This window comes from Ignatzschineria sp. PL_is040 (assembly GCF_055813795.1).
In genome coordinates, this window is sequence record NZ_JBVPGU010000001.1 from 529,382 (window position 1) to 555,084 (window position 25,703).

23 protein-coding genes are annotated in these 25,703 nt (G+C 41.3%); 13 read left to right on the top strand and 10 right to left on the bottom strand.

The features are described 5' to 3' along the window. From AC0SAP_RS02205 to AC0SAP_RS02215, 3 genes are all read right to left on the bottom strand, one after another. A complete protein-coding gene (locus tag AC0SAP_RS02205; RefSeq protein WP_473382693.1) occupies nucleotides 1-1,347 on the bottom strand; it encodes a nucleobase:cation symporter-2 family protein in 1,347 nt (448 codons plus the stop codon). Nucleotides 1,348-1,741: 394 nt separating this feature from the next. Next, nucleotides 1,742-2,905: a hypothetical protein gene (locus AC0SAP_RS02210; protein WP_473382695.1), complete on the bottom strand. Its 1,164-nt coding sequence runs from the start codon at nucleotides 2,903-2,905 to the stop codon at nucleotides 1,742-1,744. 177 nt (nucleotides 2,906-3,082) lie between these two features. Further along, complete coding sequence (locus AC0SAP_RS02215; RefSeq protein WP_094567172.1) at nucleotides 3,083-3,382, bottom strand: lipopolysaccharide assembly protein LapA domain-containing protein; 300 nt, start codon at nucleotides 3,380-3,382, stop codon at nucleotides 3,083-3,085. A gap of 1,000 nt (nucleotides 3,383-4,382) precedes the next feature. On the opposite strand from AC0SAP_RS02215, the gene AC0SAP_RS02220 reads away from it, so the two are divergent. Next, nucleotides 4,383-6,383 carry a hypothetical protein gene (locus tag AC0SAP_RS02220; RefSeq protein WP_473382697.1) on the top strand — a complete coding sequence of 667 codons (2,001 nt, stop codon included), beginning with the start codon at nucleotides 4,383-4,385 and terminating at the stop codon, nucleotides 6,381-6,383. Between the two features lie 12 nt (nucleotides 6,384-6,395). Further along, nucleotides 6,396-6,914: a transcription elongation factor GreB gene (gene greB / locus AC0SAP_RS02225; RefSeq protein WP_473382698.1), complete on the top strand. Its 519-nt coding sequence runs from the start codon at nucleotides 6,396-6,398 to the stop codon at nucleotides 6,912-6,914. Here the strand turns inward: greB and AC0SAP_RS02230 are convergent. The 3 genes from AC0SAP_RS02230 to ispG form a co-directional block, all read right to left on the bottom strand. Next, a complete protein-coding gene (locus AC0SAP_RS02230; RefSeq protein WP_473382990.1) occupies nucleotides 6,898-8,181 on the bottom strand; it encodes an arsenic transporter in 1,284 nt (427 codons plus the stop codon). The genes greB and AC0SAP_RS02230 overlap by 17 nt on opposite strands. 135 nt (nucleotides 8,182-8,316) lie before the next feature. After that, nucleotides 8,317-9,063: a tRNA (guanosine(46)-N7)-methyltransferase TrmB gene (gene trmB / locus AC0SAP_RS02235; protein WP_473382700.1), complete on the bottom strand. Its 747-nt coding sequence runs from the start codon at nucleotides 9,061-9,063 to the stop codon at nucleotides 8,317-8,319. Then, the gene (ispG, locus tag AC0SAP_RS02240) at nucleotides 9,041-10,264 is read right to left on the bottom strand and encodes a flavodoxin-dependent (E)-4-hydroxy-3-methylbut-2-enyl-diphosphate synthase (RefSeq protein WP_473382702.1); all 1,224 of its coding nucleotides are present in this window, start codon (nucleotides 10,262-10,264) and stop codon (nucleotides 9,041-9,043) included. Before ispG ends, trmB begins: the two co-directional genes overlap by 23 nt. A 356-nt stretch (nucleotides 10,265-10,620) precedes the next feature. Between ispG and hemJ the strand changes: the two genes are divergently transcribed. Beyond that, nucleotides 10,621-11,058: a protoporphyrinogen oxidase HemJ gene (gene hemJ / locus AC0SAP_RS02245; protein ID WP_109235620.1), complete on the top strand. Its 438-nt coding sequence runs from the start codon at nucleotides 10,621-10,623 to the stop codon at nucleotides 11,056-11,058. A 155-nt stretch (nucleotides 11,059-11,213) separates the two neighbouring features. Here the strand turns inward: hemJ and AC0SAP_RS02250 are convergent, their stop codons facing one another. Next, the gene (locus AC0SAP_RS02250; protein WP_473382705.1) at nucleotides 11,214-11,684 is read right to left on the bottom strand and encodes a peroxiredoxin; all 471 of its coding nucleotides are present in this window, start codon (nucleotides 11,682-11,684) and stop codon (nucleotides 11,214-11,216) included. Nucleotides 11,685-11,856: 172 nt separating this feature from the next. Between AC0SAP_RS02250 and dprA the strand changes: the two genes are divergently transcribed. Beyond that, nucleotides 11,857-13,032 carry a DNA-processing protein DprA gene (dprA, locus tag AC0SAP_RS02255; protein ID WP_473382706.1) on the top strand — a complete coding sequence of 392 codons (1,176 nt, stop codon included), beginning with the start codon at nucleotides 11,857-11,859 and terminating at the stop codon, nucleotides 13,030-13,032. 26 nt (nucleotides 13,033-13,058) lie between these two features. Here dprA and AC0SAP_RS02260 read toward each other — a convergent pair whose 3' ends face one another. Both AC0SAP_RS02260 and AC0SAP_RS02265 read right to left on the bottom strand, forming a co-directional pair. Then, complete coding sequence (locus AC0SAP_RS02260) at nucleotides 13,059-13,790, bottom strand: hypothetical protein (protein ID WP_473382708.1); 732 nt, start codon at nucleotides 13,788-13,790, stop codon at nucleotides 13,059-13,061. A 249-nt stretch (nucleotides 13,791-14,039) separates the two neighbouring features. Then, nucleotides 14,040-14,729: a Bax inhibitor-1 family protein gene (locus tag AC0SAP_RS02265; protein WP_094567163.1), complete on the bottom strand. Its 690-nt coding sequence runs from the start codon at nucleotides 14,727-14,729 to the stop codon at nucleotides 14,040-14,042. 445 nt (nucleotides 14,730-15,174) lie between these two features. Here AC0SAP_RS02265 and AC0SAP_RS02270 point away from each other — a divergent pair, with 445 nt between their 5' ends. From AC0SAP_RS02270 to AC0SAP_RS02285, 4 genes are all read left to right on the top strand, one after another. After that, nucleotides 15,175-17,463 carry an LPS-assembly protein LptD gene (locus AC0SAP_RS02270; RefSeq protein WP_473382710.1) on the top strand — a complete coding sequence of 763 codons (2,289 nt, stop codon included), beginning with the start codon at nucleotides 15,175-15,177 and terminating at the stop codon, nucleotides 17,461-17,463. Nucleotides 17,464-17,853: 390 nt separating this feature from the next. Further along, nucleotides 17,854-19,260, top strand: coding sequence for an APC family permease (locus tag AC0SAP_RS02275; protein ID WP_473382712.1), 1,407 nt, complete (start codon nucleotides 17,854-17,856; stop codon nucleotides 19,258-19,260). Nucleotides 19,261-19,505: 245 nt separating this feature from the next. Beyond that, nucleotides 19,506-19,841 (top strand): hypothetical protein, encoded by a 336-nt coding sequence (locus tag AC0SAP_RS02280; RefSeq protein WP_473382713.1) that lies wholly within the window; start codon nucleotides 19,506-19,508, stop codon nucleotides 19,839-19,841. Nucleotides 19,842-19,989: 148 nt separating this feature from the next. Next, a complete protein-coding gene (locus AC0SAP_RS02285) occupies nucleotides 19,990-20,982 on the top strand; it encodes an LLM class flavin-dependent oxidoreductase (RefSeq protein ID WP_473382714.1) in 993 nt (330 codons plus the stop codon). 57 nt (nucleotides 20,983-21,039) lie between these two features. On the opposite strand, the gene dtd is transcribed toward AC0SAP_RS02285, so the two are convergent. After that, complete coding sequence (gene dtd, locus AC0SAP_RS02290; protein WP_473382716.1) at nucleotides 21,040-21,495, bottom strand: D-aminoacyl-tRNA deacylase; 456 nt, start codon at nucleotides 21,493-21,495, stop codon at nucleotides 21,040-21,042. A 149-nt stretch (nucleotides 21,496-21,644) separates the two neighbouring features. On the opposite strand from dtd, the gene AC0SAP_RS02295 reads away from it, so the two are divergent. The 5 genes from AC0SAP_RS02295 (at nucleotide 21,645) to AC0SAP_RS02315 (ending at nucleotide 25,694) form a co-directional block, all read left to right on the top strand. Beyond that, nucleotides 21,645-22,253, top strand: coding sequence for an HAD family hydrolase (locus tag AC0SAP_RS02295; protein WP_473382717.1), 609 nt, complete (start codon nucleotides 21,645-21,647; stop codon nucleotides 22,251-22,253). Nucleotides 22,254-22,453: 200 nt separating this feature from the next. Beyond that, nucleotides 22,454-22,894, top strand: a complete 441-nt coding sequence (locus AC0SAP_RS02300; RefSeq protein WP_473382718.1) for a hypothetical protein — start codon at nucleotides 22,454-22,456, stop codon at nucleotides 22,892-22,894. A 104-nt stretch (nucleotides 22,895-22,998) separates the two neighbouring features. After that, entirely contained in the window at nucleotides 22,999-23,829 is an 831-nt protein-coding gene (locus tag AC0SAP_RS02305; protein WP_473382720.1) for a type III pantothenate kinase, read from the top strand. Nucleotides 23,830-23,844: 15 nt separating this feature from the next. Beyond that, nucleotides 23,845-24,948: a tetraacyldisaccharide 4'-kinase gene (gene lpxK / locus AC0SAP_RS02310; RefSeq protein WP_473382721.1), complete on the top strand. Its 1,104-nt coding sequence runs from the start codon at nucleotides 23,845-23,847 to the stop codon at nucleotides 24,946-24,948. A gap of 440 nt (nucleotides 24,949-25,388) precedes the next feature. After that, nucleotides 25,389-25,694: a DUF2218 domain-containing protein gene (locus AC0SAP_RS02315; protein ID WP_094567153.1), complete on the top strand. Its 306-nt coding sequence runs from the start codon at nucleotides 25,389-25,391 to the stop codon at nucleotides 25,692-25,694. Nucleotides 25,695-25,703: the final 9 nt, after the last annotated feature.

The window sequence follows — 25,703 nt, forward strand, 5'->3', positions numbered from 1 at the left end:
TTAAGCTTCTGCCTCATCATCCGTTACAATCTCTCTTCCGGGAAGAATAAGGTTTAAGATCAGAGCTGAGAGCGAACCGACGGTAATACCTGATTTAAAGATTACCTGAACAAACTCAGGAAGTGCATTTAACACCTCTGGGCGCATCGTTACCATCAAGCCTAATCCCAATGAGACAGAGATGACTAAACCATTACGTTTATTGATCTCAACACGACCTAATACTTGAATCCCGGCAGCGATAATCATGGCAAACATCATCAAGCCTGCTCCACCTAAAACAGGAAGGGGGATCGATACCACAAGCGCACCAAAGATGGGGAAGATGCCAGCAAAAAGAAGCAAAATTCCTGCCATTGCAACCACAAAACGACTTGCAACGCCCGTTAAAGAGATGATGCCAATATTTTGTGCAAAGGTTGAAAAAGGCGTCGTGGACATTAAAGCGGCAAGCGCTGACCCTAATCCTTCACATAAGATTCCTGCCTTCATCCGTTTACCGGTTACTTTAGTCTGCGTTGCTTCACCGAGTGCGAGGAAGTTTCCACTCGATTCAACAATCGTTACAAGATAGGCGATACTCATTCCGATAATGCCGGAGATTGGAAAGGCAAAACCATATTCAAAGAGCGATGGAAGCGCGAAAACTTTAGCAGACTCAACACCTGAGAAATCGACTAAACCTAGTTCATAGCCAAAGCCCTTCTCTAAAATAATCACCGCCAAATAGCCAACGATCATTCCGATCACTATTGATGCAGATGCTAAAATACCCTTTCCCCACTGCGTCAAAGCAATCACCACAAAGAGCACAAAGAAAGCAACTAAAAGATTAGGGCCTGAAGCATATTGTGGAGAGCCCACCTGCCCGCCGGCAAACCAATCTAACCCTACTGGAAGAAGACTTAAACCGATCATTGCAACCACTGTACCGGTGACAACAGGCGGAAAGAGTTTACGAATTTGTGGCATAAAGAAGCTGCCAATAATCATCACTAATGAAGCAACTAATGAAGATCCTAAAATCCCGGCAACACCATATTCGCTATTACCGATTGCGATAGCTGATGCTACGAAGGTGAAACTTGTTCCCATTACAGCCGGCAATTTAAGCCCGATAGGACCAATTCCTCGAGATTGAACAAAGGTAACTGCACCAGAAACTAAGAGCGCGGCATTCACTAAGGCCACTTTTTCGGCACTAGGAAGGCCTAAGGCGCTACCGATCACTAAGGGAACAGCGATAATACCGCCGAGTGCAGCAAGTAGGTGCTGAGCGGCAAGGAGGAGTGAGATTGAAAAGGGAGGTCGATCTTCAAGATGGTATAACAGATTATCTTCTTTCATTAGAGGTCTCTCAAGAGTAATAAAAAAGCGGTACAACTAGAGAGGCTGCCCTATTATAGCGATGAAACAAGAGCAGAAAGATCGTATCTATAATGACCCTTCTGTAAAGTTACCTAGCAGTAATAGTCCTCAAAATAATATCGATATTAATCATTGTTGATATTATCCAAGGTTAGAGATTATCGCGATCAGAGATTATCGAGATTAGAGATTCAATATCAGCCCCATCTATTACGCGCACATTATACACCTCTTTTTCGAAAAGAGAGCCTAATTCAGGTGCTTAATTCATCTTTACATAAAGATAAGGAGAAAAAGAATAAGCTATACAATCACCTCTCTCAAAGTGCTGTTTTAAAATTAGTCGCTCTTTGAGCAAAAGAGAGACAAAAATTTAAGCGGAACCGTGATGTTTAACTTTTAACGCGACGATATCTTCTACCGGCATAGAGCGATTCCACTCAAAGCAACTTGGACAACTCCACTGTAAGGTCTTTGTCGTATAGCCACAAGAATCACACTGAAACTGGGCGTAACGATCTAACATCTCCTGAAATGTTTGATCGATCAATCGCGCAGATTCACTCTCTTGACAATATTTTTGTAGTTGATTGAGAATTGTTAGCCCCAATAAATTACAATCTCGCTTGAGAGATGATTGTAAATAATTGATCCCCGCCTCAAATGATTGATGCAAAATAAGGTAATGCGTCTTCCAAACCTTTAACATAATATGGTGATTTTTAGCGATCACCGCTTCTAACCAAGTAAGAAAATCTTCTTCTCGACTTTGTAGGTGGTAGAGTTCATAAACGATCGGAACAATAAGTGGAATCAGCTTAATCTCTTGTCGCTCAATCTCCAATAATGTCTCTAATGCTAAGGCATATTGCTCATATTGATAGAGACCATAAGCTCGAATCAAAGTTGCTCTAATACAGTTTTTATCTGCCTTATAAGCTTTATCGAGCCAAAGCATCACGCGTTCTAACCCTGTTGCACTCTTCTCTGCCAATGCTTCTTCCGCCAATTCACAATAGAGATGTGCCATCTCTGCTTTTAAAAGAGGTGTGAGCGACTCCATCTGCTCGAGCATCGCAATACTCTGCAACCATTCTCGCTGCTGCTTATAGATCTTTGTTAACTTGAGGAGAGCAAGATCTCGATACTCTGCCGACTCAAGAAGTTGACGAAGTGTACTCTCGGCACGATCAAGCATGCCGGCAGCAAGATAATCTTCCGCTAAAGAGAGATAGACCTTCTCCGTTAATGCTTTCGTAGGAGCTTCCTTAATCAAGTATTCATGAAGATTGATCGCTTTATCGATCTCCCCTCGCTTTCTAAAAAGATCCCCTAACATCAGGCTAAATCGTAAGTTATCAGCATCGAAATCTGGAGGGAGCGTTAGTAACGATTCATCGACCTCCTGACTCTCTTCAATAAAGTAGCGGAGATTGAGATAACGGAGCATCTTCTGCTTTTTGACGTTATCTCGCTTCGCTGCAAGCCAGCCGATCAATAAGCCTAATGGTAGAAGTAACCAGATATATTCAAGCATAATTAAATTGCAACAATGACTCCCCTATCACGATCACGGTAGGGGAGTCTGCTTATCGAAGAGGCTCTTTTTTGTAGAGAAGTTGTGGCGCTTATACCGATTACTCTAGAAATCAAAATCGCTCTTCTCCTCTAAAAACTGATCCATCTCACTCATGCTCTGTTGAAGCCCTATTGATTAAAGTACATGCGTTTTACGCTTTAACTCTGCATTCTCTCTTTCAAGCTTCTTCACAGAGCTTTTCAGGGAGAGATGTTGGAAGAGTCGAGAGACATTGAGCAATGCAAGAACGGCAATCGTAAAAATCGCCCCCACAATAAAGACAATACAGATAAAGAGGGAGGTATTAATTGTTGCTTCACCTAACAGATAATTGAAGGTGACATCACTATGACGATTCACATAGAAAATGATAAACATTACTGCAAAAATCAGTAACCAAATCGCCAATTTCAACCAAAAGTAGATTCGCTTCATACTCTTATCAATCCTTTCCCATAAGTCGTTCCGGAGCCCGGAATTGTAGATACTGTTGTAGACACTATATATTCAAATACGAGCTTTTCATTCTACCCTTATCGTGCTAAATTATAAAGCGTTATCAAAGATTGAAGTTGAGCGTCACTCTATCGATTGCAGGTAGCGATAAATAGAGCGCTATAAAGCAGATCGAGTATGAATAATATCTATACCAGATATAACACTTAAATAGAGACTGGCTTAAAATAGCAACCGCACGCTTAAAGCATAGATTATATCGTTATGATATTTTATATCGTTATCGATTTACAATACTCATTCAATCATCATATTATAAAATCCACTACTCCAATGCGAAGATTTGTTAAGTGGTCTCGATCCTTAAATGCTACAAAATTAAAGCAAGTTTATAAGTATTGAGAAGAGAGCTAAAAAACTTAAAATGTGCAATAACTCAAGGTTAAATAGCTCAAGCGATAGAGCTCAAACTAAAAACTAAATAAAAATTAAGTATAAATAATAACGTTGCTTTCCCATTAAAGTGGTAGGCATCGATCTCAAAAAGAGAATTACAGAACTTTAAGCAATTTAGAAATCTATTTTTGAAAGAATTGTTAAAAAAGTTTTGAGTAAAATTTAAAGAATTTTAAAAAAATTTTAAAAAATTTAAACAGTAGGGAGCGGCAGTGCCTTATTGGTCGATATCTTGTTCTTCATCAAAATTAATCGCATCAACATCGGTGTTGATCAAGATTAAAGTTGACCAAGGTTAAAGCAAGCTCTTGAGAGTAAGTGTATGGTTTATTGCAGAATCTAAAGAAAAAGAAGAAGTTTGATTCTCTCCTATATTGATACATATTGAATACCTAGTTGGTAGATACTTAATGGATACTTAATAGATACTTAAGATAGATATTTAAGTCCTATTAGGGACCTAAATCACAACTACAATCACAATTAAAATTACAACCACAAAGACAACTTAGAAAAAGATTATATGAATTCGACACAAGAGACGATATTATCACGTTGGAACACCTTCTCTGTCAGAGGAAAGTCCCTATTAGAGCAGAAAGCCCCTTTAGAGGTAGAAGAGATTCTTCCACCTTCGGTTATCTTGGTTCAACTCTCTCGACTCTTCACTCTGAAGTTACTCACGAGCGGTTTAATTATTACTCGCTCTATCAGTGATACCATCTTCCTTAAGCTCTTTCTTGAAGCACTCGATCCTAAACTGAGCGTCAACACTCTATTTCCAAAAGATGCGGATAAGCCTATCAATATCTCAGCTTCTGATCTCATTATCGCGCCCTACACTCTCTTCTCACTTGATGCGATGCGCAGACAACCCTTCAATCCAGCAAACTTCGATTGTATCATTGTCGATCAAGCAGTACCGATTGCACTTATCGATGATCTCTTCTTCCTCGAAGAACAAAATCGCAGTTATCTCATCGAAAGTTTTGAAAATCATCCTTCCTATTTTCTAGCTACCTGCTTTTCTGAAATTAGCGAGCCGATCTTAGCCTCTCTGCCGAAGGAAAAAATAGAAAAAGCCGTTAATATCAATATTATCAATGCTCCTAATAGCCAAGCAGAAGTTGTAACTGAAGCTGAAGCTAAAGCTAATAGCGATATTGATGTTGATATTGAAGAGATAGCATCACCAACAGCAGAGACTAGACCTTCATCGAATACAAAACCTGCAGCTAAGAAAGGGATGAAAATTAGTCTTAATAGCCATAAAAAGGAAGAGAGCAAAGAAGAGATAAAAGAGAAAGCAAAGAAAGAGACTCAAAAAGACGCAGAGTCGACCGCTTCAAAAGAGCAACAGAGTACAGGTGCCACCTTTATTGCAATGGTTCCCAGAAATTTACAGCGTCAATATATTCGTGACTATATCCGAGAACATAATCTTCAAGATGTATTAGTGATCACCCACAATCGACAATCAGCTCGCCTATTAGAGAAATATCTCTATCGTGCGCGTATTCGTAGCCGTATTGTGCATGAAAAGATCGATGATGAAACAGCCAATAGCCTCTTTGACCGCTATCATGAAGGACAGTTTAACACCTTGATTTTAATGCATCGTGTCGTTCAAGATTTTGCGGATAAGATTACAAAATGTGATGCCGTCTTCTTTCTCGATTTTCCTACTGTTTATGCTGAATATGAGGAGCGCTTACAGTTTGTTCAGCAGAAATTTAACCCTCAACACTTTATCTCGATCGCTTCTGAGAATGACCAGGTGTGGGTTGATGCACTCTTTGAAGAGTACCCCGACCTTCATCTTCCTATCGAAATAGTCGATATCAAACCACCGAAGCGTCAAAGCCGTGGAGAGAGTAATCGAAATAACAATCATCGAGAGAATCGTGATGGTAGAGATCAACGCAATCGCCGAGATCATCGAGCACGCACCTCTAAAAATAATCCTGCTCCTGAAGCCACTGAAGAGCACAAGGCAAAAGTAGCCGAAAATAGAGTAGAGTCACAATCTCAAACCACCAATAATATTGAAGAGAATGCTCAAAAGAATACCCAGAGCGCCCAAAATAGTACACGTGAAGAACGAACACCACGCCGTGGACGTGTTAAGCGTCAAGAACGCGTCAAACGTGAAGTCAAGCCACGCACAGCTCGTCGCCGCCGGGATGATCGAGAGAATCAACCAACGCCTTCCGCACAATCGGCGCCAAAAGGTGAGAGCCAAAGCGATTTCTTCAGCAATAATCACGATGAGATCGTCAATAAGAATCGACTCCCCTTTGAGTCAGGCTCATTTGAAGCAAATATCGCGCGGGAAAATCGTAGAAGAAATCGCGATCCTTTCGGCGTTCCGGGGGGATTAGGTCAATCATCAGATGGTAATTTTATCCAAAATTTAACCCAAGGATTGAGCCCTAATACTAATCAGACACCCAACTCAAATACCCCGACCAATAATCGCCGAGGTAGAAATAATCGTCCGAGAACACGTGGTAGAAAGAAATAGAGGCTTTTTATAATGGCTATCAATTTAATCACACAAGAAGGGATGGAGATTCTGCAAAAAGAGCTCGATTATCTTTGGCGAATTGAACGTCCCGAGATCACACAGAAGGTGACTTGGGCTGCCGGCCTAGGGGATCGATCAGAAAATGCTGATTATCAATTTAATAAACAGAAACTGCGTGAGATCGATCGTCGTGTTCGGCATCTACGAAAACGTCTTGAAATTCTTCGTCCTGTCGCCTACTCACCACAGCAGGAAGGAAAAGTCTATTTTGGTGCTTGGGTAACTTTGGTGGATGATGATGAAAATCGCCTCTTTTTTCGCATTGTCGGTGCAGATGAGATCGCTCACCACAAAGATTACTCCTCCGTCAACTCCCCTATTGCTAAAGCCTGCTTAGGAAAAGAGATCGATGATGAGCTCTTTGTTAGAACAGAGCATCTCTCAAAGCGTTGGTATATTGATGATATATTCTATGGCACGCCGGAAGAGATCAAAGAGAAGATCCCGGCAACTACGATAACCGAATAACCAGAGCGGCAAGAGTGACTAACAATACAGGTAATGTTAAGACAATTCCCACTTTAAAGTAGTAGCCCCAAGTAATTTTGAGATTATTCTGGCTCAATACATGTAACCATAAAAGGGTTGCTAAGCTACCAATAGGGGTGATTTTAGGACCTAAATCACTACCAATCACATTGGCATAAACCATTGCCTCTTTCGTCACACCTGTCGCAATAGAGCTATCGATTGAGAGAACGCCAATTAAAACGGTAGGAAGATTATTCATGACCGATGATAGAAGCGCCGACAAGAGCCCGGTCCCGATCGTTGCGCTCCAGATCCCTGCTTCAACTAACTGATTAAGAAGCATTACCAGATATGCCATCAGTCCGGCATTTCTTAAACCGAAGACCACCAGATACATCCCCAAAGAGAAGAGAACAATCTGCCAAGGCGCCAATAGAAGCACTTTTTTAGGTGCTACTACACCCCGTTTCCCGGCAACATAGAGAAGAAAGAGCGCGCCGGCACCGGCGATCACACTGAGCGGGATCTTATAGTGATCAGAGATAAAAAAACCGATCAGCAAAAGAATCAACGTTATCCAGCCCGCCCAAAAAAGAGGCTTATCTTCAATAACATTGCTAGGGAGAAGCTCATTACCTGAAAGTTGATATTGAAATCGGATCTCTCTGCGATAGAAGAGCCCCAACACTAACATCGTCATCAAAATAGAGACGATATTGACCGGCACCATAACTGACGCATAACGCCCAAATGAGATCGCATAGTAATCAGCAGAAACAATATTTACTAAGTTAGAGACTGTAAAAGGGAGACTTGCCGTATCGGCAATAAATCCTGCCCCCATCACAAAAGCTAATGTTGAAGCACGACTGACCCCTGCCCTCACTAAAATTGCCATCACAATCGGTGTTAAAATCAGCGCGGCACCATCATTGGCAAAAAAAGCGGAGATCAAGGCGCCTAAAAGCATCATCAAAAAGAAGAGTCTTAAGCCAACGCCACCACCAAAACGAGTGATATGGAGTGCTGCCCATTGAAAGAAATTAGCTTTATCTAAAACAATGGTAATGATAACAATCGCAATAAAGGTTAAAACAGCATTCCAAATAATCCCCCAGACAATCCAAATATCTGAGAGCGCAATTGTCCCGGTAACTAATGCGAAAATAGCGCCCAATGAGGCGCTATATCCAATTCCTAATCCTTTCGGTTGCCAAATAACCAAAACCATCGTGAAAACAAAGATAGAAAGCGCAAGAATCATAGCACCATCAATCATCACTCCCCCTTCATTGCTCTTTCTTAAGCACTTATTTTGATTACCAGCTTGATGACTAGCCTAATTAGTTATCTTCGAGGTTATCTTCGATTATGAACTAAGCGACTATTACCTCAGTCACTACTTCTTAAGAAAAACAAGATCCCAAACGCCATGACCTAAACGACGGCCTCTTGCCTCAAACTTTGTCGGCATACGATGGGTGGGGTTTTCAATAAAACCTTCCACACTATTTTTATAATCCGGCGCGGCTAACATCACCTCCATCATATGCTCAGCATAAGGTTCCCAATCAGTCGCTAAACAGAGCCGACCACCTGTACAGAGTTTTTTCGCAATAAGTGCAACAAACTCAGGCTGAATAATACGACGCTTATGATGCTTCTTCTTATGCCATGGATCAGGAAAAAAGATCTGAACACAATCGAGCGCACCATCAGGTATCGCATGCTTTAAGATATGAACCGCATCATAATCGATAACACGAATATTACTTAAATTCTTCTCTTCAACATCTAAGAGCAATCTTCCCACGCCAGGACGATGCACTTCAATCCCTAAAAAGTCACGCTCTGGTGCATTCTCTGCCATTTTAGAGAGCGAAGCCCCATCACCAAAACCGATCTCCAATGTCCGCGCACTATTGTGACGACCAAAAATTTGATCAAGATCCCATACCTCATCCACAATTGTATGAGAGAGAAGATAGGGACTCTCCGCTAAGATACGCTCTTGCCCCTTAGTTAATCGCCCTTCTCGCTTTACAAATGAACGAACGGTACGCAGTGGGCGCGCCTTATTTTGCTCATCTTCTACTTCATGACGCTTCTCAAGCACAACTTCGTTACTGTTTTCGATATTTCTCATTAATATATTCGTTTATGATCTGTTTAAATTCTTGAGCGATCTGCTCCCCTTTTAGGGTTACTGATCGTTCACCATCAATATAGACTGGTGCGACAGGTCGCTCACCATTCCCCGGTAGACTAATGCCGATATTCGCCATTTTAGATTCGCCAGGGCCGTTAACAATACACCCCATAACTGCAACCACCATCTTCTCAACCCCTTCATATTGGGTCTTCCAAGTAGGCATATTGTTATCGATATAGGATTGGATATCTTGCGCTAAATGTTGGAAATCATCACTACTTGTTCGGCCACATCCTGGGCAAGCGACCACTTTTGGGGTAAAAGCACGAATCTGTAGACTCTGTAAAATCTCTTTCCCTACGAGCACCTCCTCGGTCCGAGAGGCATTAGGTTCCGGCGTTAAAGAGATACGAATGGTATCACCAATTCCCTCTTGGAGTAATACGGCTAATGCAGCTGTTGAAGCCACTGTTCCCTTCATTCCCATCCCTGCTTCTGTTAAACCTAGATGGAGCGGTACCTGAGTCAAGGGCGCAATATCACGATAGACCTTAATTAACTGCTGGCTCTGACTCACTTTCACAGAGAGGATAATATCTTCATCTGTCATCCCTATCTCTTTCGCAAAAGCAATACTCTCTAGCGCCGAGACAATCATCGCTTCACACATCAACTCATCATTAGATAGAGGGATGGCTTTTTTAAGATTCTCATCCCAAAGACGCTTTAAAACCTCAGGGTCTAAGCTACCCCAATTGACACCAATTCTTACCGGCTTTTGATGCTTGAGCGCCTCCTCAACGATGGCACTAAATTGTTCATCTTTTCGTGCCCCGCGCCCTACATTGCCGGGATTAATTCGTAATTTCGCCAATGCTTTGGCACACTCTGGTTCCGCTTGTAATAGACGATGCCCATTAAAGTGAAAATCCCCAACAATCGGCGTCTCATACCCGGCAACTCTTAGCCGCTCAACGATATGGGGAACTGATTTTGCCGCCAATTCAGTATTGACCGTGACGCGAACAAGCTCCGAGCCGGCATCCGCAAGCTCAATGATTTGCGCAACAGTTGCCGTAACATCTTCTGTATTGGTATTGGTCATCGACTGTACTCTAATGGGATAATCTGACCCGATGCCGATATTACCCACCATCACTTGACTTGTGGGGCGTCTTTTGATGGTAAAAACCATATAAAATCCTTTGTTGAAGATCTAAAGTTATCAATGCCGGACATTATCGCTAAAATAAGCCCTTAGCACAAGATCGGGAGTGGGTGATTCTTATCTATCAGCCCTCTATCATTGGTTATCGATAATTTTTATTGAATTTTTATTGAGAATTGATGGCCAATGGAGATTGATGATCGATAGGGATTGATAATCGAGAAAAAGATTGCTCCCCCCGAGACTTCATCCTCCTTACCTCATCCTTTTGCTTTATCGGTGACAGCTAGGAATCTCTGTTATAATCGTGAATATGAAAAATATCATCAGATATAATCATCAGGCACATTAATATAAGGTTATAAATAAGGTTATAAAATTTTATGTCATATCTTGTCTACAAAGCGCTACATATTATCTTTATGGTCACATGGTTCGCTGGCCTATTCTACCTTCCCCGAATTTTTGTCTATCATGCCTCTAATAGTAATCCCGCAACTAGCGAGACATTTAAGGTGATGGAGAAAAAATTGATGATCATGACCAATATTGGAGGGGCTCTCACCGTTATCTTTGGATTGATTTTAATTATGAAGAATCCGGCACTTCTCAAGATGGGATGGTTTCATTTTAAATTGACACTCGTCTTTCTTCTTTTGATCTACCACTTCTACTGCTATCGCTATGTCTTAATCTTCCGTCACGATAAAAATCATCACTCCCACAAGTTTTATCGTTACTTCAATGAGATTCCAAGCGTTATCTTAGTGCTAGTTGTCTTCCTTGTAATCCTAAAAGCGATTCCCTTTATCCACTTCTAATTTATCTACTTATAATTTATCTACTTATAATTTAACCATTTTTCCCATAAAAGAAGAGGCTAGTATTAACTAGCCTCTTCTCCTATATTATCAATGATATTTATAGTCCCTATCGCTTGCCATTGCATGTATTGCATCTATGGTATCTATGGCGTCTATAATGATTTTAACGTCTCTAAAACCTCTTCTGCATGACCCGGCACCTTCACTTTACGCCACTCATGAAGAATCGTTCCACTCTTATCGAAGATGAAGGTACTACGTTCAATCCCCATCCCTACCTTACCAAACATCTTCTTCTCTTTAATCACATCAAAAGCGCGGCAAAGCGTCTCTTCCGGATCTGATAAGAGGGGGTAATTGAGTTCAAATTTATCTGAAAACTTAATATGAGAATTTTTACTATCTCGAGAAGCCCCTACAACAGCACAATCTAGCTCAGCAAATTGAGATAATAATTGATTAAAATCTTGTACTTCATTACTGCACCCCGGCGTATTATCCTTTGGATAAAAGAAGAGCACAATATACTTCTCCTTTAAAGAATCGAGCGCTAATGGCTCTCCCTGCGTCTCATAGGGGGTTGATAAAATTTCTGTTGCGACTTTCTCAATCATATTTCCCATTCTAAAACTCCGTTACTTATAGTTATAGGTTATCAATCAGTTGTCGATCAGTTGTCGATCACTCTGATAATCGATCTTCCATCTCCTCTCAATATAACATGAATAGATCACATAAATAGATCATGTGAATGGATCACATCAATAGATAGCATAAAGAGTAAGGATTAAATTGATGCTACAGGACTGGCTGACGCTCTACTATACCCCAAAAATTGGCGCAAGACGCTTTCAACAACTTCTCAACTATTTTGGCTCCATCGAAAAAATTTTAGAAGCGGATCAACTCGCTTGGCAAGAAGCGGGAATTCCCAGCTCTGTCAAACACCCTAATCATTACCAATTAGCACCTAAGATAGAAGCCGCACTCAGTTGGGCGGAAGAGCCCAATCACGCCATTTTACATCTTGAAAGCGAATCCTATCCGCCACTCTTAAAAGAGATCTTCGATCCACCGGCGATCCTCTTTGTTAAGGGCTCTATTCCGCTTCTCTCCGCGCCCCAAATTGCGATCGTAGGTACACGCAAGCCGACACAAGAAGGAAGCTATAATGCTAAACTTTTCGCCTCAGAATTAACCGCTGCCGGACTTACGGTAACGAGTGGTTTAGCGCTAGGTATCGACTATATTGCCCATAAAGCAGCCGTTGAACGTCAAGCGCCTACTGTTGCCGTTTTAGGAACGGGGCTCAATGAGATCTACCCGAAAAACCATCTGCCCTTGAGCGAAGCGATTATTGAATATGGAGGCACTATTATAAGCGAATATCCTCTCCATATGCCGGCAAAACCTCAAAACTTTCCCCGGAGAAATCGTATTATTGCAGGTTTATCTCTCGGCACCTTGGTGGTAGAAGCGGCACAAAAATCAGGCTCTCTCATCACTGCAAGAATGAGTATGGAGGAGAATCGTGATCTCTTTACTATTCCCGGCTCCATCCATTCACCACAATCTCGAGGCTGTCATCAATTGATTCGTGAAGGTGCAACCTTGGTAGAATCGACTCACGATATCCGCTCTCTCCTTAAGGGCTGGATTGACCCAGCACCAGACTCACCACAAACGTCTCTCAATCTTATCATTGAAGAGGAGACTCCTAATGAGAAAACAAAAAATAGTCGCTTCCGCCCAAAGAGCGAAAAGAGGACCGCTAGAACAGCAGTACCACTAATACCGGCAGATCACCCTCAATATGAGCTCTACCAACTCTTAATGACACCAAAGTCGATCAACCAATTAGTTGAACAACTTAATAAGAGTGCTGCAGATATCACCACTGATCTAATGATGCTTGAGATCGAAGGCGTCATCACCTCTGATCAAGGAATCTATCAACAAAAAAGAGGTTAAATCGATGATCAAAGTATGATGAGAGATTAACGACTCGGCAGATCGATAAAGTATTCCCGTTTAATCTGCTCATATTGCTTTGTAAACTCCGTACGAGAGTATCCCTTAAGATAACGCCCTTCAGCACTCATCAATAAAATATCGATAGTCGGATGAAAAAAGGTTGTCAGACTCAATTGAGGTAGAGATCGATTCTTAATAAATGCATCCCAAAAAGAGTCTTCAATATCTCTACTCTCTTTAATCATAGGAATCTGCTTCTCTAACAATAGCGCTTCGAGCGATTCTGTTAACGAATTTCCCACCACAACAAGTTGTGAAAAGAGATTGATCTCTTGCAGAAAGGTGAAAAACTCAAGTGTTGCCTCTTCATTTCCTCGATAGAGATAGAAGAGACGTAACTCCCCTAAAAGGCTATTGATACCCCTTAATCGCTCCCCTTCCCGCCACTCAAAGTAAGGAAGTGAAGCGCCGGTACTGAGAGCATATTGATGATCAAATACCGATTGTGTGCTACCGGCTAAATAATTCGCAAAAATTTGCAGACGCGCCAACGCCTCGTCGCTCGTAAGATTCTTTAAAGTAGGGAGATAACGCTCCATCCTCCAACTTGAAGGCATCGATATCTGTACCCGAAATGGACGCTTTTCAACCATTCGCTTTAAGAGCTCTATCTCCGCACTCATCTCCGTTAGAGGTGCGATATAGAAATTCTCTAAAGTACTCAATACTTGATCTTTTCGATTTTGAATCATCATATCCTCACTACATATTTAGTGTTCTATCATATCGATCTTATGTAATAAACTCTAGCAGAGGATTAATGAAAATAATCGGTAATGATCGGTCATGGTCGGCAGTGGTCAGCAGTGGTCAGCAATGGTCGATATCAATCAATTCATACGAATTATACAAGCAGGAAGATAAATACCGGCAATAAAAAAGGTGCTTATCAAATAAGCACCCTCTTATACTCTTTACAATGATCTCGGCGATACGCCTACTGATTAATCATTACTTGCAAGGATTAAACGAAGTAAGCTTGAGAAGATATTATAGAGCGCAATATAGATATCTAATGCTACGCTGATATAGTTATCTTCCCCACCTCTGACAACGCTATTCACGCGCCATAAGATGATTGCCCCTGAGAATGGAATGATCAACATCGATAAAATCAAGTTAATCATCGGCATCTTTAAGAAGAGGAAGTTAAGCGCGATAGTGATAATCATCACAATCCCTAATGCTCCAACATACTTACCAATTGGAGAGAAATCTTTTGTTTTGTCTCCCCCTAAAATAGCTAATACTAAGAAGAGACCAGCAGTTCCTCCTGCTGCAATCCCGATATATTGCCAGCCATTTGTGGATTTAAGCGCTAATGTTAAGAGAGGACCTAACATCATTCCCATCAAAAAGGTAAAGACAAACATCAATACCAAACCGGTGACCGATGTTTTATTCGCCTCAATCGCAAAAGAGAGTCCGTAGAAAGCCACCATAAAACCGATAAAGAAGATAATGGGGCTTGAAACCATTAAGTTTAAAACAACATTGGTTTGTACAGAGATAAAAGCACCAATAATTGTCGGAATAAGGGAAAGCGCAACTAAAGTATAAGCTTGACGCAATACCTTGTGCATCCCTTCACGCTGTACGCCTGCATAGGCATCTGCTTGATAATAGTTATTCATCTAATTAACTCCTAAGGGTTAGTTGTAGATCGACCTTTTCAACGATCGATATTTATCATGAATGAACGAATGTTAATAAAAACGAAAGTCAATAAAATAGTAAAACTTAAAGCCTCTCTTCCTACAGTCTATCTACTTATACCGCTCATACCGCTCATGTCTAGAGAAATCTATCCCCTTTTTGACAATCATCGATATACTATAGCGATATCTTTACAGAAAACCTGTGTATATCTATCTATATCTGTGCAGATCTGTATAGATCTATGCAAATATATACTAAACCTGTGGAAAGAGTTAGCTTCTCTTTATATCGATTGTATCATCTTTGATAGAAATTTAGCGAGCCTTTCCGTTGAAATTAAGCGTAAAAAATGAGATTCTACACTCCATTAAAGTTTATTAGCCTGATCTTTCTGATCCCAACTTTCGAGCATAAATTGTCGTGCCCAAGACTAGATATCTACCCTCCAAACTTGCGATTGCATTAATGCTCTCGCTACCGGCCTTGTCTCTGGCCTCTACCCCTGTAGCTTGTCAGATCTCTCCACTTGCTCAACATATTATGCCGGAGCAAAACATCTCTAAAGAGCAACTATTTGCAACAGCAGAGCATGGAACACTAACACCGACGGATGGTGATCTCTATGGTGATGTGAAGGTCTATCACGGCGATGATCGACTAGAAAGTGACCATTTTAACCTCGACAGAATTAACCAAGTCATCACTTCTGATGGAAAACATGTTCTCTACTCTTCACCAACAACGGTATTAGAAGGTGTACATCTCACACACCGAATTGATCAAAGAGAGACTGAGGTGACAGATGCAAAGTATTATTTAAAGGCAACCCCCAATATTCAAGGTAGAGCAATACAGATCGAACATAAAGATAATGAAAAAAATACTCTTTTAAAAAATGCGACATATTCCACCTGTACTGTAGATAATGAGATCTGGAGCCTAGATGCAAAAGAGTTAGATATCGATCATGTCGCTGGAAGAGCCGAGGCTTACGATGCAACATTTGATGTTTTTGGTGTACCTGTGCTCTATACCCCTTATCTCTCCTTTCCTATCGATGGAAAAAGACACAGTGGGTTTCTCTTCCCTGAGCTTGAGATTAGTAGAAGCAATGGAACAACTTTCTTTCTTCCCTACTACTTCAATATCGCCCCCAATATGGATGCTACGATCGCGGCAGGAGTAATTGCTAAACGTGGTGTCGCTGTTAAGGGAAATTATCGCTATCTTAATGAGTGGCAGATGTTAACCCTAGATGGGACTTATCTCTTCAAAGATAAACAATTCGACCACAAAAAACGTTGGATGCTTAAGGCTGAGCAAGAACTCAACTTCGATAAAAACTTAACAGGTAATGTCCTCTTTCAAAATGTTTCCGATGATCAATACACTAAAGATCTTGGTAGACAGACAGGCCTCTTTGAAGAGGTAACATTAGAGCGTCATGCTGTTTTAAATTATCGAACAGAACATTGGACCGCTCTTCTTCGCTTTCAAGATTTTGTTGTCACAGATCGTGGCATAGTTGACAAAAATCCATATGGACGCTTGCCTCAACTTCTCTTTCAGGGGGGCTGGGATTTTAAGGGATTGGGTTTTGAGCTCTATGGAGAGTTGGTTCATTTTTCCGCTAAAAATGATCGCTATTTAGAAGAAAGCACTAAACGGCCTCGCGCAGCAACGCGTCTCGATCTGATGCCCACCATTAGCTATCGTTTAGAGAATACCTGGGGGTTTATTGAGCCTGCGGCAAGATTTCGCTACACCCAATATCATCTCAATTATCATAATAAAAAGGGAAATAAAACCAGCCTCTCTCGCTCAATGCCGATCTTAAGTCTCGATACAGGATTCTTTCTAGACAAAGATCTCCAGCTTTCTCAATTATTTGGCGGTGGCGATTTTACACAAACCTTTGAGCCCCGTCTCTTCTACCTCTATGCGCCTTATCGAAAACAGGGTGATATTCCTATTTTTGATACCTCTAAAATGAGTTCTAGCTTTGATAACCTCTTCAACTTCAATGATTTCTATGGTGCAGATAGACAGAGTAATGCCAATCGACTCACTGCATCTGTGACTACTCGTCTCGTTGAAAATAAGAGCGGTATTGAGCGTCTATACTTCTCTCTAGGGCAAACTCGATATTTTACAACCCCCAGAATAACAATGGGAGAAGATCGTAAAAAAGGAGAAAATGAGATTCGAAAATCAGCCTTAACAGCTGAAACAGGCATTGCTATCACTCGTTCGCTTTATACCAAAGCAAACTTTGACTGGTCCCCTACAAATAAACTAATCACTTATGGAACTTTCGACCTTAACTATAGACCTTCATCCGATAAAATTTTTTCAGTCAGCTATCAATATAATCGCCCCGATCGAAAAAACTCAGATAAAACAGACCAGATCGATACCTCTTTCTACTGGAGCCTCAATAATAAATGGGCTATTGCCGGGCGTTACAACTACATCTTAAGCGAATCGAAGATGATCGATAGCCAATTAGGATTTGAATTTCGCGATTGTTGTGTCACAACACGCGTTGCCGCACGCTACTATAGACAAAATGTTAGAGATGATGAAAAACAGTGGCGCGTTTATGTTGAATTTGATCTCAATGGCATCGGCAGTGTCGGCCAAAACACCGATGGTTTATGGAAGGATAGCATTAAAGGCTACTCTTCACGACAAGGGAAATATTTCTAAAGAAGAGACTCCCGCTTCACCTGACCTCTACAGAAAATGGCAGCTTGATAATTAAATTTTATCAAGCGCTTCTTTTTTCTTCTTTTTTCTTCTTTTTCTACGCTCAATCTTGCTATTCATTAACAAATGATTACTCCAAAGAAGGCTCTTTTAAAGTCTTTCCCTCCTCATAATCCTAAATCCACAGTCAATAATCGCTATTAAATATTTAAAAAAGGGTAGCCATATGGGATAAAACGTGTAAAATTCCCCGAACCTCAAATATAAAGTGGGGATTTTATGAGAAGATTCTTTCTCATTTCGATACAAGGGGGCAATAATTCATCTGAATTAACGCGGCTAATTTATCTCTCTTAACATGCCATTAAGACGGCTGGGGGAAATAAACTTATGTTATTAAATACGAAGGCGTTATCTCCTAACGCTACGACTGCTTCATCCATCTCTTCTCCATCAAAACTACAAAAAACCTTAGTATTATGGCAACTTGTCATGATCGGTCTTGCTTATATGCAACCGATGACTGTCTTCGATACTTTCGGAATTGTCAGTGATCAATCAGGCGGACATGTTCCAACAGCATATATCATCACTCTTGTGGCAATGATGTTTACGGCGATGAGCTATGGCCAAATGGTAAAATATTACCCATCTGCAGGATCAGCATATACCTATGCTCAGAGATCTCTTAATCCTAATCTAGGATTTTTGATCGGTTGGTGTACGATGCTCGATTATCTCTTTAATCCGATGATCAATATTTTACTTGCAACCATCTACCTAAAGACCCTCATTAGTGCTGATATTAGTGTCTGGTTTTATGTTATTCCATTAGCAATTGCAATGACTTATATCAACTACCGCGGTGTTGAACTGGTCGCAAACGTTAATACCTTAATTGTCTTCTGCCAATTGCTTCTGATCGGGATCTTTGTTGGATTGATTATTAAGGGCTTAGCATTTGATGACATTGGTGCCGGCACTCTCATGAGTACAGAACCTTTCTGGTCTGAAGATATGCAGATCGGCGCAGTTGCTGCGGGATCAGCTATTCTCTGCTTCTCATTCTTAGGATTTGATGGCTTAAGCTCTCTTTCAGAAGAGACTAAAGATGCCGCCAAAACAGTACCAAGAGCGATTCTTCTAACCACTCTCGTGGGGGGGATTATCTTTATCTTCGTCACCTACTTCATGCAACTCTACTTTAAAAACTATACCTTTATCGATCCTGAAGAGAGCCAACCGGAGGTGTTACTCTATGTTGGTAAAAAGCTCTTCCAATCGATCGGTCTTTGGTTAGCGGTTCTTGCTGTCTGTGCATCAGGGATTGCAGCGCATACAGGGGTATCGAGAATGATGTATGTTATGGGACGTGATGGTATCTTACCACCTAAGATCTTTGGCTATATCAATCCTAAATATAAAACCCCATCGATTAATATCATTATTGTTGGTTTTATCTGTCTTTTTGCAGGATTCTTCGATCTTAGCTTTGCGCTTCACCTTGTTAACTTCGGGGCGTTGACAGCATTCTTCTTCGTTAATCTCTGCGTTGTCGTTCAATACTATATTCGCGACAATCAACGTTACTCTGTGATGCATAATTTGAACTACCTTCTCTTCCCAATGGCAGGAATGGCGTTTATTATCTATCTCTGGTTTAACCTTGAGTATACGGCGCTTGTAATCGGAATTGTTTGGGGCATGATCGGTTTAGTCTATCTCTCATTTGTCACGAAAGGCTTTACCCAATTCCCGAAAGAGTTTTTAAGTCGTTCACGGACACCTGATGCTTAAAAATCGATCAGTCAAAAAATGATCAATTAGAAATTAGGTTGATGAAAAATCACAAGTGAAAGAAATAAAAAATAAGAAATAAGAAATAAGAAATAGGAAACAGTGGCAAAATAGTTAACGGTTGGAGAAGCGTTAACGCTACCACTTAAAGGGCCCTCTATAAACCAGCACGTTATAGAGGGCTTTCTCTATCCTTCCCTTTTCGATACACTGATAACGTCACAGAGAGTAATAGATAATATATTATGCAAGACTTACAACGAATTCACCCCTTTGAACTTATTCAATATGATGATCATCTTTGGGGCGTCTATTTCCCTGCCCAAGATCGCTTTGAGGTTTTTGATGACCTTGAGATAGAGGTTACCGGCTACACTTGGATCGATATTATAGAGTTTTATCTCGAACATGAATTGATAGAGCTCCAAGGCGCTTTCCGCTACGAACCCAATGAAGAGAGTTGTGAATTACAGGGCTCTTTTGAAAACATTAAAGCTTTTATCCTCAATTTCCGTCCACTCTACTTTAGTGATAATGACCTCGCCCTCTTAATCGAAGAGATGCGTGAAGCATGGTATTAGAGAGCTAGAGCGATGAAGGATGGAAGAAGCTAAGAGGAAGAAGGCAAGCTATAGAGAAAAGTGAGTGCCTAAATAATTGAATGATTGAATGATTGAATGAATCAATGAATGAATAGAAATTAACGAGGAGAAAAATAGGAGAATCAGTATGAAATATTCCATTTTAGATTTAGCCAATATTAATCAAAAAGAGACTCCTCGAGATGCTTTTCATCGTGCTGCCGCACTTGCACAGCTTGGCGAAGAAGCGGGATATACCCGTTTTTGGGTTGCCGAGCATCACAATATGGTTAATATCGCAAGCTCTGCTACATCAGTATTAATCGGCTACCTTGCGAGTAAAACAGAGAAAATTCGTCTCGGATCAGGCGGTATTATGCTCCCCAATCATGCGCCCTTAATGGTAGCAGAGGCTTTTGGCACCTTAGAGAGCCTCTACCCTAATAGAATCGACCTTGGAGTTGGACGAGCTCCCGGCACTGACCCACAAACCGCTTATGCCCTTCGTCGCGATCCTGCGCGCGCAGATCATTTCCCCCAAGAGGTTGTAGAACTGCTCAACTACTTCCATCCTCAAGATAATCAGCGAATTAATGCCATTCCCGGCATGAATCTCTCCATTCCTGTTTGGATCTTAGGCTCGAGCCTCTTTGGCGCACAATTAGCGGCACATTTAGGGCTCCCTTACGCTTTTGCCGCCCATTTTGCACCTACCCATATGAAAGAAGCGCTTGCACTCTACCGAGAACGCTTCCGCCCATCAGCATATCTTGATAAACCTTACGCTATGCTCTGTATGAATGCTATTATTGCCGAGAGTAATGAGGAGGCGGATTATCTCTTTACCACAATGGAGCAGAGTTTTACCCAATTGATTCGCGATGATCGCAAGTTAACCCCGCCGCCTATTACCCGAGAGGAGATGGAGCGCTATTGGAATCCGATGGAGAAACGCCATGTCTCCTCGATGTTACGGATCTCTGCTGTTGGCGATCACAATCGCGCTAAAGAGATGATCGAATCATTGCTCACTGAGATTGAAGTTGAAGAGCTCATGTTTGCCGGCGTTATCTATGATCAAGAAAAGCGGCTCGACTCTTTTCGTCGCTTAAGTGAAGTGATGCAATCTATCAAGCGCTAATCGATACTGAACTCTCTTTTAATCGGATTTTGATCGGATTTTAATCTGCGAGATCTATTATCGCGTCTCTAAGAGAAAGGTGACAGGTCCATCATTGATCAACGCAACCTGCATATCCGCACCAAAGCGGCCAGTTGCTACTTGACCGGCACCGCTTTTCTCCATCACCGATCTTGCAACAGAAGCAGCATAATCGAAAAGCGCTTCTCCGAGCGTAGGTGTTGCGGCTGAGGTAAAACTTGGTCGTAAGCCCCGATCTGTATCGGCAGCTAAAGTAAATTGAGAGACTAAAAGGAGATCTCCTCCACGATCGATCAATGAAAGATTCATCTTTCCGGCATCATCACTAAAGATACGATACTTCATAGCTCGCTCAATCCCCTTCTTGACACTCTCCTCGCTATCAAAAGGTTCAATACCGACAAAGAGCAACAACCCTTGATTGATAGCACCAACGACCTCTCCATCCACGGTTACAGATGCCTCTTTGACTCGCTGTAATAATAATTTCATCTTATCTCCTTTATTATCTCCATGATTAATCCTCTCTGTACTTCAATCTGACCTTGATCCTAATCGCTATAGTGCCATAATGATACTCTCCTCAATACACCATCTTCAATATGCTAAGCCCTATTCACTGTGCTACTCAAAGGACTCTTATGATACACAATATTTCTCGTTTACAAGATATCCGCTACTGGATTTTTGATATGGATGGCACCCTCACTGTCGCAAAACATGATTTTGCCATGATACGAAAAGTTCTTGAAGTCGCTGATGATGAGGATATCTTAGATAATCTTGCAAAACTCCCCGAAGCAGACCGCTTAGCCAGAGAGCGCTGGCTTGCAGAGTATGAACTTAAAGTAGCAAAAGCAACAAAGGCGGCTCATGGTGCCGCTGATCTTCTCGATTACCTAGCAGAAAGATCGACCCATTTTGCAATCTTAACGCGCAATTTACATGCCCTTACAGAGATAACGCTCACAGCTGCCAATATTGCGCATCACTTCCCACCAGAGCTTATTATTGGACGCGATACCGCAACTCCCAAGCCATCACCTGATGGTATTATAGCGCTTCTGACTCAATGGCAGATCGCACCAGAAGAAGCGCTGATTATTGGTGATCATGAGTATGATCTCGCTGCCGGGAAAAGTGCCGGAATCATAACTGTCTTGATCAACCAGAGAGAGAATATCTACCCAAAACTTGCAGACTACTACTTTCCAGACTGTTTAACGCTCCTCAATGCCCTACGCGCTTAAGCGATCCCTTCACAACCCCAATCCGAGATTTCAACTTACAATCGCAACTCCCAGAATAACGCACTCTTCACTACGCTTGATAGTTATACAATCTATTCAAAGATTTTAACGATATGCCGTCCGGAGAGATCTTAGAGAATCTAAAATGATCATCTCCTCGGCTATACTCTCAATTCACCATTTAGGGAGGAGTCAGCGAAATGTTGGTTGATAAGATTCTATTAGAGCAATTTCAAAAGGAGATACTTTCAGAAGGAGATGAGGCGACTCTGCCCACTAATCTCCCCCAAAACTGGCTCGATATTCTCTCCTTAGCGCTTGAAAAGATCCTCAATGCACCTGCCGCCAACTCATTAGTTCTACTATTACCGGAAGATATCCCCTCAAAATTGATCATTGCGGCAATTACTCCACTTTTAAAAGCAAAGGCAGAGATGAATTTTCCGATCACCTTAAAAGAGAAAGATAACCCCTTTCACACAAGACGAGAGCGCTATCCGATCACGAAAAAGATCTTAGAGAGCTATCGAATGGAATTGGCCTTTGAAGCGATCTCACGAACGATGGATATCGCCATTAATCCCGCCTCTATTGAGACGATTTTTACCAATAGAGAGGTGATTATTGAGCAGAAACATTAAAAAACTTTATGCGCTTCCTTGCTGCTGAAGATGATCTTTAGGATGATTTCAGTAAAAAAGCGGCTATAATGACAAGCTTTATCTCTGTAAATAGGCGTAAAATCATGAAGCTACTTTTAGTAGATATTGGCAATACCACAGCAGACTTTCGACTCTATGACGCTAAAGATGGCACTTTAACGCCCTTAATTCGCCCTCTTAGTCAAGATAGCGTTCTTAGCGATAGAGTAGCGATAAAGGATAAGCTCGATCAATTTCAGATCTCTTTTGATGCAGTGATCTATGTCTCTGTCGTCCCTGATCTGAATAATCTTATTCGCGCAATTGCCGATCTCTACCAGATCCCTGTCTACAGTCTACGCCATGATCTGCCGGTAGATTGGTCTCGCTTCTCCCTTAAAAACATCCACCTTTTAGGGGCCGATTTTGTTGCAAACTTTTATGGAGTTGAAGCCGCTTATCAATATCAAAATTGTGCCGTTGTCGCACTTGGCACTGCCACTACTATCTTTGTGATCAATGAGGGGCAATTTGTCGGAACAACGATCTCTCCTGGAATTCAGTCGAGCCTTCAAGGACTTTTTGCGCAAGCCGCCCTTCTCTCTGAGATGGATTATGCCCTACAAGAGGGAACGCTCGGGTTTAATACCTTTGAATCGATTAGTATCGGCACTATTAATGGTCACTACCATATGATTATGGGGTTAATCGCTGAGATAAAGAAAGAGTACCCCATTGAGCATCTGATCTTTACCGGGGGTAATCTCCATTACTATGAAGATGCCGCTTTCAGAGAGGAGATTATCTTTGATGAAACCTTAATCTTTAAAGGATTGATCTATCTCTACCAGCAGTTGCAAAAAGAAGAAGAAAGGGAATCACATAATCTGAATCTGCCTTTAGAAGCATCAAATTCCTCGAAGCAAGCGATTTAAAGAGGTCACCCACAGATGATATTAAAAGCTCCCCTCTTTTGGCAAAAAAAGGGCATAATCTCAACACTTCTACTGCCTCTTTCATCGCTCTATCATCTTCTCTCTCAATATGATCTTCAAAAACGGGAGAAACGGGCTCAAAAGCTACCACGTCCAACCATTGTTATCGGCAACATCAATGTGGGAGGAACAGGAAAAACCCCCACAACCATTGCCTTGACAGAAAGCTTACAAGCTCGAGGCCTTACGGTTGGCATACTCTCAAGAGGTTTTGGACGAGAAGATCAGACGCTACAGGTTGTCTCTCCTCACTCTACCGTTAAAGAGATCGGTGATGAGCCGGCACTCATCTACCAAAAAACTAAGGCCCCTATGGCTATCTATCATGATCGCTATAGTGCCGGCATTGCGCTCTTAAAAGCTTTTCCAGACATTGATTGCTTTCTCTGTGATGATGCATTGCAACATCGGCAGTTAGAGCGAGATATTGAGATTATTGTGGTGGGTGCGCAAGGATTTGGAAATGGTCGAATCTTACCCGCAGGCCCTTTAAGAGAGCCTATCTCGCGCATCGATAAAGCGGATTTTATTATCTGTAATCAGATCTCTCCACAAGATGTCAAAGCAGAGATTAATCAACTCTCTGACCAATTTGCTGATCATAGACAGCCTGCAAAGAGAGCGACTGATCTTGAAGGTAAACGCAACAATATAGATAACAAGATCGATAACAATATAGAAGTTATTCCGCTAACATCACAATTAGATGATGCTATTTCACTCAATGATCCGACAATCAAAAGAAGATTATCATCTTTTGCATCGACCCATTTTACCGCTATTGCCGGCATCGCTCATCCTGAGAATTTCTATCAAATGCTCCGTGCTAAAGGACTCCAATTTACAACAAAGAGTTTTCCTGACCATCATCAAATTAAGGAGCATGAGCTTGCCTCACTGGCGCTCCCTATCCTTATGACAGAGAAAGATGCCACAAAATGTCGCCATTTTAACCATCTTACAATGGATAATCTCTGGGCAATTCCACTAAAAAATGAGCTACCCGATCATTTTATTGATACACTACTGGAAAAAATAACGACAAATAATGACAAATAATGATAAATAATCATTAAATAATTAATAGTTGCTCGATAGCTACATTATCTCACTCCCCCACCTACTCTATTTAGCCCCTATCCCCTTTCTGAGCATGTTGCAATCGATTATCGCTATCTGACTGAAGAGAGTGATATCTAAGTCGAGCATCAAGCGCCCTATCTGCTTTTCGATGCATATTGATATTTTATATTGCTTACGATGCAGGCAATAATCTCTTGTAATGAGACTCTTGTAATGAGAATAATTAACCCCATCATCTATGAGTGATGCCTTACTCTTTTATCAAGCATTGCTGGTAACGTATTACTGATGATAACGCATCGCTGATACTGATATTATATTGCTGATAGCCCATTCTTATGAAGGACTAACATCAATAAGCCCATAAATCCATCAATCAATAAAAATAAATAACAATCACTATAATAGGAGTTCATATGAGCCACTCAAACTTTCACTCAACAACGACATTTGCCCTCAATGACCCGACACGTTTAGTTCGTCGCCTTTGCAAACATTGGGCACACAAATTAATAACCGAATATAATGAAACAGAAGGTAAGGTCGATTTCGGAGATGGCAAAGTTGCCCTCTTCTATCCACAAGAGAAATCCCTTACCATTAAACTTACAACGCCAACTGAATCAGAGTTAGAAACCATTCAATCTGTGATCGATCGCCATATTGAGCGAATGATTCCAGAAGATGAGAAGATCGATATTCAGTGGCAGTCATCCCTATAAGGAAAAGAC